Genomic DNA, 8,606 nt, shown 5'->3' on the forward strand with positions numbered 1-8,606 from the left:
GCGGCCCCACCCCCGCTCCCACATTTTGATCGCGTACGATCTTTACAGCGCGAACGGCAGCGGGGTCTTGACCTGCTGGCGTTGCGCCAGGCGCACCTGAAACTCGCGCGGGTCGTGAATCAGCACGTCCTGCCCGGCGAACGATTCCGCCGCAATCAGGCGTGACAGCCAGAACCGCACACAGGCCACACGCAGCATGGTCGGCCACAGCTCCGCTTCCTTGGCGGTAAACGGTCGCAAGCCCGCATAAGCCCCCAGCAACGCCCGCGCCCGTTGGCCGTCGATCACGCCGTCGGCGTCCGAGCACCAGTCGTTCAGGGCGATCGCCACGTCGTACAGCATCGGCCCCGAGCAGGCGTTGTAGAAGTCGATCAGCCCGGTCAGGTGCGTGCCTTCGAACATCGCGTTGTCGCGAAACAGGTCGGCGTGGATGTTTGCCCGGGGCAGCGCGAGGATCTGCGCCTTGTGCGCCTCGATCTCATCCAGCGCCGCTTGCAACAGGCCGCGTTGTTCCGCGTCGAGGTGCGAAATCAGTTGCGCGCCTTCGCTGAGCATCCAGTCCAGCCCGCGATCGGTCTTGCGTTCCAGCACCTTCTCGCCTTGGGTGGCCAGGTGCAGGTGCCCGAGCAATTCGCCCACTTGCACGCAATGCTGGGCGTTGGCGTCCTTGATGTGCTTGCCCGCCAGGCGCGGTTGCAGCAGCGCCGGTTTGCCCGCCAACTCGCGCAAGGCCACGCCGTCGGTGGTACGCAGGGCGTAAGGCACTGGCAAATCAGCGTCGTGGAGCACGTCCAGCAGTTCGATGAAGAACGGCATTTCCTGCACGGGGCCGCGTTCGACCAGGGTCAGGACAAATTCGCCCTGTTCCAGGCTGATGAAGAAATTGGTGTTTTCACTACCAGCGGCAATCCCCTGGAAATCAAGCAGGCGGCCGAGCCCGTAAGGGGCAAGAAAGGTTTCCAGCTCGGGCCGAGCCAGGGGGGTGAACACAGACATGGTTAAAACTGCCGTTACGGGCGCTGCGGGGAGCAGCGCCGATTAAAGTTAAGAAATCATTTCCATTCGAAGATCTTCCATGACGGGATCAGCATATCCGGCTGGTCAGAGCGGATGAAGTTCGCATCGGTTCCGTCCGCGCGCACCAGGAAGTAAGGCGGAAAGCCTTTCTGGGTCACCTTGATCGCGTACAGGAAACCATTCTGGCGGTATTCCTGAATGGTCTTGTCGCCTTCCGTGCGAATGGTGACTTCCGGGTCGCCCGAAGGGGCAGTATCTGCCGCTATGGCCACCATCGGAGTGAGTGCAATCAAGCCGGTCAACAACAGGCGATTTACTGTACGCATGATAACCTTGTCCCTTTGTCGTCATTGGTCCGGCTATTCTAGCGCCTGACCCGCCGAAAAGGTTGATCCTGCTCATGAGCCAAGCCCCCCTCGTCCTGGTGGACGGTTCTTCTTACCTGTACCGCGCCTTTCACGCGCTGCCGCCGCTCACCACTTCCAAAGGCCTGCCTACCGGCGCGGTCAAGGGCGTGTTGAACATGCTCAAAAGCCTGCGCAAGCAATACCCGAACAGTCCGTTCGCGGTGGTGTTCGACGCCAAGGGCGGGACATTTCGCGATGAGCTGTACGCCGAATACAAGGCCAACCGCGCGAGCATGCCCGATGACATGCGCGTGCAGATCGAGCCGCTGCACCAGAGCGTGATCGCCCTGGGCTTCCCGCTGCTGTGCGTCGAAGGCGTCGAAGCGGACGACGTGATCGGCACCCTGGCCCGCAGCAGCGCGGCCGCCGACCGTCCGGTGGTGATTTCCACCGGCGACAAGGACATGGCGCAGCTGGTCGACGGGCACATTACCTTGGTCAACACCATGACCGGTAGCGCCATGGACGTTGAGGGCGTGAAGGAGAAATTCGGTGTCGCTCCCGAGCAGATCATCGATTACCTGGCGTTGATGGGCGATTCGTCCGACAACATCCCGGGCGTTCCGGGCATTGGTCCGAAGACGGCTTCCGGCCTGTTGGTAGGCGTCAACGGCGGCTTGAAGGAGCTCTACGAGCAGCTCGATATCGTGCCGACCTTGCCGATTCGTGGTGCCAAGACCCTGGTCGCCAAACTGGAAGAGCATAAGGCGAGTGCGTTCCTGTCCTACGAGCTGGCGACGATCAAGATCGACGTGCCGCTGGACGTGGGCCTGGATGATTTGCACCTGATCGAGCCGGATCGCGAGAAGCTGCTGGAGCTGTATACGCTGCTGGAGTTCAAGAGCTGGATTGACGAGATTCAACGCGATGCCAAGCGCGTCGAGTTGAGCGCTGCTCCTTCGGCCGCGGTCGCCGAGGAAGCGGTTGAGGTGGTCGCGCCGGTTTCTGTGGAGCCGGTGTACGAAACCATCCTCACCCAGGCCCAGTTCGATGTCTGGCTGAAGAAGCTCAACGACGCCAAGCTGTTCGCCTTTGATACCGAGACCACCGGGATCGACGCCCAGAAAGCGCAACTGGTGGGTGTGTCGTTTGCCGTGCAGGCCCATGAAGCAGCCTACATTCCGCTGACCCACTCCTACATCGGCGCGCCGGAACAGCTGGATCGGGACACCGTGCTGCTGGCCCTGAAGCCGTTGCTCGAAGACCCGGAAAAACTCAAGGTCGGCCAGCACGCCAAGTTCGACATGAACATCCTGGCCAACTGCGCCATCGGTGGTGACCCGGCACACGGCATCACCGTGCGCGGCATTGCCTTCGACACCATGCTTGAATCCTATGTGCTGAACTCCGTGGCGACGCGCCACGACATGGACAGCCTGGCGAAGAAGTACCTGGACCACGACACCGTCAGCTTCCAGGACATCGCCGGCAAAGGCGCCAAGCAGCTGACCTTTGACCAGATTGCCCTGGAGCAAGCCGGCCCTTACGCGGCGGAAGACGCGGATGTGACCCTGCGTTTGCACCAGGAACTGCACAAGCAGCTTGCCGCTATTCCTACCCTGGCCAGCGTATTGTCCGACATCGAGATGCCGCTGGTGCCCGTGCTGGCGCGCATTGAGCGTCAGGGCGCCCTGGTGGATGCCGCCTTGCTGGGCATCCAGAGCATCGAGCTGGGCAACAAGATGGTCGACCTCGAGCGCCAGGCGTATGAAATCGCCGGCGAGGAATTCAACCTGGGCTCGCCCAAGCAGTTGGGTGCGATTCTCTACGAGAAACTCGGGTTGCCGGTGTTGAAGAAGACCGGCAAGGGCCAGGCCTCGACGGCCGAGGAAGTCTTGGCCAAATTGGCTGAAGATGACTACCCACTGCCGAAAGTGCTGATGCAGTACCGCAGCATGAGCAAGTTGAAAAGCACCTACACCGACCGTTTGCCGGAGCAGATCAACCCGCGCACCGGTCGCGTGCACACTTCCTATCACCAGGCCGTAGCAGCAACCGGGCGCCTGTCCTCCAGCGATCCAAACCTGCAGAACATTCCGGTGCGTACCGCTGAAGGCCGGCGTATCCGCCAGGCATTTGTCGCGCCCAAGGGCTACAAGCTGCTGGCGGCGGACTACTCGCAGATCGAGCTGCGCATCATGGCGCATTTATCGAAGGACGAAGGCTTGCTGAATGCGTTCCGCGACGACCTGGACGTGCACACCGCCACGGCGGCCGAGGTGTTCAAGGTTGAGTTGGCTGAGGTCACGTCCAATCAGCGTCGCAGTGCCAAGGCGATCAACTTTGGCCTGATCTACGGCATGGGCGCCCAGAAGCTGGGCAAGGACATCGGCGTCGACACCAAGACCGCCAAGGCTTATATCGATGTGTACTTCGCCCGTTACCCGGGGGTGCGCGAGTACATGGAGCGCACCCGTGCCCAGGCGGCTGATCAGGGTTATGTGGAAACCCTTTTCGGGCGCCGCCTGTACCTGCCGGAGATCAATTCCAACAAGCCTCAGGAGCGTGCTGGCGCCGAGCGTACGGCAATCAACGCGCCGATGCAGGGCACTGCGGCCGATATCATCAAGAAGGCCATGGTCAAGGTCGACAACTGGCTGACGGACTCGGGCCTGGACGCCAAGGTCATCCTTCAAGTGCACGATGAATTGGTGCTGGAGGTACGTGAGGACCTGGTAGCTGAAGTCAGCGCGAGGATTCGTGAACACATGAGCGAGGCGGCAAAGCTGGATGTGCCGCTGGTGGTAGACGTCGGCGTGGGCGACAACTGGGACGAAGCGCACTAAACCTGGGGCCTGGGCCGCGGCATCATGCCGCGGCAGCGCTTTAGATCGGAAAACGCGGCGGGTTATTTCCAATAGTTTTTTGAACGTGCCGGAACTTAACCCGTGAATTTCTACTCAGAGTTACTGAATGGGTGGTGAAGCCCTTCAATGCTCCTATGTTGTGTTAAGTGTTGGCAGATATCTGGACCCCGCCCTAGCGGTCCGGAACTTGGACCCCGAACTTCCCCTCCCCATACGAAGTCCGGGGTTTTTTTTGCCCCGAGTTTTTACTCGGCGGCTTCCGAACCCTTGTCAGCCAGTTCCATCCAACCTGCCAATACAGTGTAGGCATCTTCCAGGCCCATGCGTTTTGGCGCCGAGAACAACTGGATAGTCACCGCATCACCCCAACCCTTTCGGATTTCTGCCTGCACTTTGAGCAGGGTGTTTTTCGCTGCGCCGTAGGTCAGTTTGTCGGCCTTGGTCAGCAGGACGTGCATCGGCATGCCGCTGGCGACGGCCCAATCGAGCATCAACAGGTCGAAGTCGGTCATTGGATGACGGATGTCCATCATCAGAATCAAACCCTTCAAACTCTCTCGGCCACCCAGATACGCTTCGAGGTGACGCTGCCAGTGCAGCTTCAGCGGGATAGGTACTTTTGCATAACCGTAGCCCGGCAGGTCGACCAGACGCCGATCATCGTCTAGCTTGAAGAAGTTGAGGAGCTGTGTGCGCCCCGGGGTTTTCGAGGTGCGGGCCAGGCTGGCGTGGGTCAGGGTGTTCAGCGCGCTGGATTTGCCGGCGTTGGAACGGCCGGCGAATGCGACTTCGAAGCCTTCGTCATCGGGGCATTGGTCGACTTTGGCGGCGCTGAGCATGAAGGTGGACTGTTGGCACAGGCCGAGGATGGGATTCTTGAGTTGCATGAGTTTTCCGATGTGGGCGGTGCCGGGAATAGGTGCGGCAAGCGGTGTCGTTTCCGTTTCAGTAGCGCCAGTATATAATGCCGCAGATTTTGTGTGTGCTTTGTCCCAGCGAAGGATGAAGTTCACGGGAGCGATAGACCTTTATTGCGCATTAGAACGCAAAACGCTCTCAAACCCTGAAAAGGTCGATGTATGACCAAGTGGCTGCTGGCCTTCGGATTCTTGATGCCACTTTACAGTGCGCAGGCTACACAGGAACCGGAGGCTGTGTACAACCGCTTTTGCGGGGCCTGCCATGCTGGACAGCTGCCCAACGCCCCTGGACGGGGTGACCAGGCAGCCTGGAAGCCAAGATTGGCTCAAGGTATGGACACGCTGGTGCAACACGTGACCCAGGGTTTCAAGGCGATGCCGCCGCGTGGTTTGTGCATGGACTGCAGTACCGAGGATTACCATGCCGTCATTCAGTTGATGGTGAGTGAACCCGGTCCATAACTCTTTAACCCTTAGCCGTAGTTGGATTAGCTGATGAACAAACTGATCGTGAGTCTGCTGTTGACCCTGGGCATCACCGGTGTTGCCCATGCCGCAGGCGACGCCACTGCTGGCCAGGCGAAAGCCGCCGTATGTGGTGCTTGCCATGGACCGGACGGTAATAGCCCGGCGCCTAACTTTCCAAAACTGGCCGGCCAGGGTGAGCGTTACCTGACCAAGCAGATGCACGACATCAAGGACGGCAAGCGTACGGTCCTGGAAATGACCGGCTTGTTGACCAACCTCAGCGATCAGGACCTGGCGGATATCGCGGCGTATTTTGCCAGCCAGAAAGGCAGTGTGGGAGCTGCTGATCCGAAACTGGTGGCCCGCGGTGAAGAATTGTTCCGCGGCGGCAACCTGGAAAAAGGCATGCCTTCCTGCCTCGGCTGCCACTCGCCTAACGGCGCAGGCCTTGCTGCCGCTGGCTTCCCGCACTTGAGCGGCCAGCATGCCCAGTACATCGGCAAACAGCTGACGGACTTCCGCGAAGGCAATCGCACCAACGACGGCGATACCAAGATCATGCAGAGCATCGCCGCGAAACTCAGCAACAAGGACATCGAAGCCGTGTCCCAATACATCCAGGGCCTGCACTAAGTGCCCCGGCTACGTTAACGCTCGATTAATCCGTCGATGCAAGCATAAAAAGGGTGGCCCAGGCTGCCCTTTTTTGTGGCCGGTGCCGTTACACTAACGAACTCATGCCCGCGTAGACCTGTCACAACAAAGGTCGCGTGAGGCGACTTTATTTGTCCAGGAGTAAAGCATGCGTAATCTGATCCTCAGCGCCGCTCTCGTCACTGCCAGCCTTTTCGGCATGACCGCACAAGCTGCCGATAATGTGCCGCTTGAAGCCGGTAAAACCTACGTTGAGCTGGCCAATCCTGTGCCGGTTTCCGTACCGGGCAAGATCGAAGTGGTGGAGCTGTTCTGGTATGGCTGCCCGCATTGCTACGCTTTTGAGCCAGTCATCAATCCGTGGGTCGATAAGCTGCCTCAGGACGTGAACTTCAAACGTATTCCTGCCCTGTTCGGCGGCCCATGGGACGCCCACGGCCAGCTGTTCATTACCCTGGACACCATGGGTGTAGAACACAAGGTTCACGCGGCTGTCTTCAATGCCATCCAGAAAGAAGGCAAGCGCCTTGTGAAGCCTGAAGACATGGCCGATTTCGTCGCCACCCAAGGCGTCGACAAAACCAAGTTCCTGGAGACATTCAACTCGTTCGCTGTGAAGGGCAAGATGGCCCAATACAAGGAACTGGCCCAGAAATACGGCGTGCAAGGCGTACCGACGCTGATCGTCAACGGCAAATACCGCTTTGACATCGGCAGTGCCGGCGGCGAAGAGCAGGCGCTGAACGTGGCCGACCAATTGATCGCCAAAGAGCGCGCAGCCAAGTAAGGGGCCCGTCATGCGTCGCTGGGGTACTGAACGTGTCGTTGGCCTGCATGACCCGAAGGTCAACGAACATCACCTGGAATCCACGGGCCTGCCGGCTGACAGTCGGTTGCGCCTGCTCAGTTTCAATATCCAGGTGGGTATCAGTACCGAGAAATACCGGCATTACCTGACCCGTGGCTGGCAGCACCTGCTGCCCCACAATGGGCGTGCCGGCAATCTGCAAAAGATCGGCGACCTGCTGGGTGACTTCGACCTGGTAGCCCTGCAGGAGGCCGATGGTGGCAGCCTGCGTTCCGGCTACATCAACCAGGTCGAGCACCTTGCCCAGCTCGGTGCCTTTCCCTACTGGTATCAACAACTCAATCGCAACCTCGGCAAACTCGGCCAGCACAGCAATGGTGTGCTCAGCCGTCTGAAGCCGTGGGCGATCGAGGATCACCCGTTACCCGGTCCAAAAGGCCGCGGGGCGATTCTCGTGAGGTTCGGCGAAGGGCCGGAAGCGTTGGTCGTGGTGATGATGCACCTCGCGTTGGGGGCACGAACCCGCACCCTGCAGTTGGCCTACATCCGCGAGTTGATTGGCAACTACAAACACCAGGTGCTGATGGGGGACATGAACACCCACGCCAGCGACCTGCTACAGAATTCCCCGTTGCGCGACCTTGGGTTGCTGGCGCCGCAAGTCGAAGCCACCTTTCCCAGCTGGCGACCGCAACGTTGTCTTGATCACATCCTGCTCAGCCCGACCCTGACACTCGAAAGTGTGCAGGTACTGGCGCAGCCCATCTCCGATCACCTGCCCGTCGCGGTAGAGATTCGTCTGCCGGGTTCGCTCACGGCTGATGCATTGCCCGCGTTGAGCCCCGGCCCTCGCGGACCCCTTGCATGAGCGACGACGCCCAGCGTTGGAAAGAGAAATACCTTAAAAGCGTCGAGCAACAAGAAAAGCTCGAGCGTCGCTGGGCCGCCCGCCTCGACCTGCTGCGCCGAGGGCTGGTGCGCAGCACCCTGGCGGCAGAAGGGACCGACCGAGCGGTTGACCAATGCATGAAGGAAATGCGCGATGTGGTGCGCACCGACGACATGGACGCCGCCCTCGCTGCATTGCTGCCGCGCCTGGAAAAGGCCGTGCTGGATTCGGAGCAGCGCCGCGAAACCCGGGTTGACCAGATCGGCAGCGCGTTGACGGCCCTGGTCACTCAGTTGCAGAAACTGCCCTTGCCACGGGACGTGAGTCGCCCGCTGAAGGCTTTCGCCAAGCAGCTGGACGGTCGGGTTGGCCAGGCGCGGGAGATCCCGCTGTTGCTGAGTGAGCTGAGCGGCCTGCAGGGGCAGGCGTTGAGTAACCTGGAGCCGGAGGGCGAAACCAGCCGTTCGAGCCCGGGGCTGTTGCAGCGTCTGTTTGGCACCAAGGACGCAATCGACACGCCGGAGGTTGAAGCGCCCACGCCATCCCGCCCGGCTTCTCCGGCGCCTGCTGCGCCAAAGCCCAGGCCGGTGGATGAAGTTGAAGCGCCGGCGCAATCGGCAGAACTGGCCCAGGCGC

General features: G+C 60.4%; 8 protein-coding genes and 1 pseudogene. 6 read left to right on the forward strand and 3 right to left on the reverse strand.

What is annotated here, in order from left to right:
* Window positions 1-42: 42 nt before the first annotated feature.
* The gene (locus tag HX846_RS09835) at window positions 43-996 is read right to left on the reverse strand and encodes a homoserine kinase (protein ID WP_102367835.1); all 954 of its coding nucleotides are present in this window, start codon (window positions 994-996) and stop codon (window positions 43-45) included.
* Between the two features lie 56 nt (window positions 997-1,052).
* A complete protein-coding gene (locus HX846_RS09840; RefSeq protein WP_178965321.1) occupies window positions 1,053-1,343 on the reverse strand; it encodes a DUF2782 domain-containing protein in 291 nt (96 codons plus the stop codon).
* Between the two features lie 74 nt (window positions 1,344-1,417).
* Between HX846_RS09840 and polA the strand changes: the two genes are divergently transcribed.
* Complete coding sequence (polA, locus tag HX846_RS09845; protein ID WP_178965322.1) at window positions 1,418-4,210, forward strand: DNA polymerase I; 2,793 nt, start codon at window positions 1,418-1,420, stop codon at window positions 4,208-4,210.
* Window positions 4,211-4,476: 266 nt separating this feature from the next.
* Here polA and yihA read toward each other — a convergent pair whose 3' ends face one another.
* Window positions 4,477-5,118, reverse strand: a complete 642-nt coding sequence (gene yihA, locus HX846_RS09850) for a ribosome biogenesis GTP-binding protein YihA/YsxC (RefSeq protein WP_003214811.1) — start codon at window positions 5,116-5,118, stop codon at window positions 4,477-4,479.
* A gap of 192 nt (window positions 5,119-5,310) precedes the next feature.
* Between yihA and HX846_RS09855 the strand changes: the two genes are divergently transcribed.
* The 5 genes and pseudogenes from HX846_RS09855 to HX846_RS09875 all read left to right on the forward strand — a co-directional run.
* Complete coding sequence (locus HX846_RS09855) at window positions 5,311-5,613, forward strand: cytochrome c5 family protein (protein ID WP_003214809.1); 303 nt, start codon at window positions 5,311-5,313, stop codon at window positions 5,611-5,613.
* 33 nt (window positions 5,614-5,646) lie between these two features.
* Entirely contained in the window at window positions 5,647-6,252 is a 606-nt protein-coding gene (locus tag HX846_RS09860) for a cytochrome c4 (protein WP_003214807.1), read from the forward strand.
* A 169-nt stretch (window positions 6,253-6,421) separates the two neighbouring features.
* Window positions 6,422-7,060 (forward strand): thiol:disulfide interchange protein DsbA/DsbL, encoded by a 639-nt coding sequence (locus HX846_RS09865; RefSeq protein ID WP_063033700.1) that lies wholly within the window; start codon window positions 6,422-6,424, stop codon window positions 7,058-7,060.
* A gap of 10 nt (window positions 7,061-7,070) precedes the next feature.
* Window positions 7,071-7,949 (forward strand): endonuclease/exonuclease/phosphatase family protein, encoded by an 879-nt coding sequence (locus HX846_RS09870; RefSeq protein ID WP_003214803.1) that lies wholly within the window; start codon window positions 7,071-7,073, stop codon window positions 7,947-7,949.
* Window positions 7,946-8,606, forward strand: a pseudogene (locus HX846_RS09875) (hypothetical protein); the annotation flags it as partial. The gene HX846_RS09870 and the pseudogene HX846_RS09875, both read left to right, overlap by 4 nt.

The organism is Pseudomonas sp. K5002, from assembly GCF_013386655.1.
In the GTDB taxonomy this organism is placed as follows: domain Bacteria; phylum Pseudomonadota; class Gammaproteobacteria; order Pseudomonadales; family Pseudomonadaceae; genus Aquipseudomonas.